General features: G+C 30.0%; 3 protein-coding genes. All 3 read right to left on the reverse strand.

Annotation, left to right across the window (positions count from 1 at the left end; all coding sequences use genetic code 11):
• Window positions 1-23 precede the first annotated feature (23 nt).
• Window positions 24-434, reverse strand: coding sequence for a hypothetical protein (locus CCO88_RS09725; protein WP_002802141.1), 411 nt, complete (start codon window positions 432-434; stop codon window positions 24-26).
• Window positions 434-592 (reverse strand): hypothetical protein, encoded by a 159-nt coding sequence (locus tag CCO88_RS10770; protein ID WP_170245721.1) that lies wholly within the window; start codon window positions 590-592, stop codon window positions 434-436. The genes CCO88_RS09725 and CCO88_RS10770 overlap by 1 nt, the downstream gene beginning before the upstream one ends.
• A 94-nt stretch (window positions 593-686) precedes the next feature.
• Window positions 687-1646 (reverse strand): PD-(D/E)XK nuclease family protein, encoded by a 960-nt coding sequence (locus tag CCO88_RS09735; RefSeq protein WP_002795019.1) that lies wholly within the window; start codon window positions 1644-1646, stop codon window positions 687-689.
• Between the last annotated feature and the right edge of the window lie 58 nt (window positions 1647-1704).

A 1704-nucleotide genomic window follows, 5' to 3' on the forward strand; every position in this document is an offset into this window, starting at 1 on the left:
AAACTATCCCAACTAGGGGCTGATTAATTTAAGCAGACAATTTCATCGTGAAAAAAAGGTTCTATAATTTGAATCAATCTTCCATCATTTAAAAGAATAAAATTGCTAGTATCAACCCTAATACGGATCTCTCTTGCATCTATATTCACATTTTCAATGTAATTATCTGTTATTCTATGCCTGATACTTTGATTTTTGATTTCATCATTATCAATAACCCAAGTGTCATTTGATTCTCTTGAATAAGAAATTTTAGATTTTTCACTTTTGTAAAAATTTTTGGCAACAAAATCCAAAGCTTCATCAAAGCTAGTAAAAACACCAATTCTATACCGCTCTGAAAGATAATCGTTGCATAAAGCTTCAACAACATATACATATGCTATATCAAAGCTTTTTTTACAAACGCTAAAATCCTTTTTTTTATATTTCATTATTTAATCCTTTCATAAACACATTGTACTTTTAATTCTTCATCACTAAAAAGTTTCGGAAGTTTCCTATCTTCTAGTTTTGAAATATAATTTTTAAATTCTTTAGAATTTTTTATTTTTTTAAATATAAAAAATTCTATTTCCTCAACTTCTCTCATGAATTCCTTGAAAAGCAAAAATAGCTCTTTTTCTCGAGCCTTTTTTGCTAGTGTTTTTGCTAGTCTTTTTGCTGATGTTTTGCTCATGTTAATCCTACTTAATACTTAAATAGCCTTTTCTTTGAGAAGTTTTTTGATATTTTTCAAAAAGACTTTCATAAAGCTCAGGCTCATTATCTTTTAAAGCTTTTGTATCAAAGCTTACGCTTGTGGTGTCGTTTGATAAAGAAATAAAACTATCATCGATCTTGATTTTCTTAGTACCGCAAGTTCGCATATACTCTTCGATCAAGGTTTTTTTCTCTTCAAGCTCTTTTTCAAGTTCTTTTTTCTTAGCATTTAACTCAATTATTTTTTTGCCTACCTCAAGTAAATCACCACTTAGTTCGCTACCTTCACTTTTCTTCGCCATTAAAGGACAAGAACCTTTATGAGGGCAAGTAGAACAATAAAGTTGTTCACTAGCAATAGGCTCTTCTTTGTTTAAAAGAGCATTTGCTAAAATTTGAGCATTCTCAATTGCCATTTTTTCATGCACTTGATTGCCATTCACTTCAAACGATTTAAACCAACCTGTATTTAGATTGATAGCAACAACATAAGCTCTTAACTTTTTTTGTGTTTGTGTTGCAAGCATAGCAAGCTGAAAATTAACCTGCATAATCCAAGAGTCATAAGGTTTATCAACAGCTGTATTAACACTTTTAGCTTCAACAACCACAATCTCATCTTTATTTTCCAAGCAAAAATCTATGTGAGCTTTTAGATCAAAACCATCTATTGTCACTTTAACTTCTTTTTGAAGTGTAGGATTTAATCCATCGAGCATTTTTTCAATAATGCCTTCAGCAACATGTCCCCTTTGAAAGCGAATAAGAGTGGCTAAATCGTGTTCATAATTAGTTGTTTTATCAAGATAAGCCTTTCTAAGACAACCACCTATGTCAGATGATCCAATATATTTAGATCTATCTCCTAAGCTCTGTTCAGTATCTTTTTTCAAAGCCTTTGGTAAGTTTTTTGCTACGAATTCATCAAATTTATTTTTATTCATTGTATTTTCCTTTTTTTTATATTTTTAAATCAAAAAAAGGATAGAAGTATCCCTAGTG

Origin of the sequence: Campylobacter coli LMG 9860 (assembly GCF_000254135.1) — a bacterium.
In the GTDB taxonomy this organism is placed as follows: domain Bacteria; phylum Campylobacterota; class Campylobacteria; order Campylobacterales; family Campylobacteraceae; genus Campylobacter_D; species Campylobacter_D coli.

Excerpts from the sequence above, each read along its gene's own strand:
- CCO88_RS09725 (WP_002802141.1), bottom strand. The coding sequence starts at position 434 with ATGAAATATAAAAAAAAGGATTTTAGCGTTTGTAAAAAAAGCTTTGAT.
- CCO88_RS10770 (WP_170245721.1), bottom strand. The coding sequence starts at position 592 with ATGAGAGAAGTTGAGGAAATAGAATTTTTTATATTTAAAAAAATAAAA.
- CCO88_RS09735 (WP_002795019.1), bottom strand. The coding sequence starts at position 1,646 with ATGAATAAAAATAAATTTGATGAATTCGTAGCAAAAAACTTACCAAAG.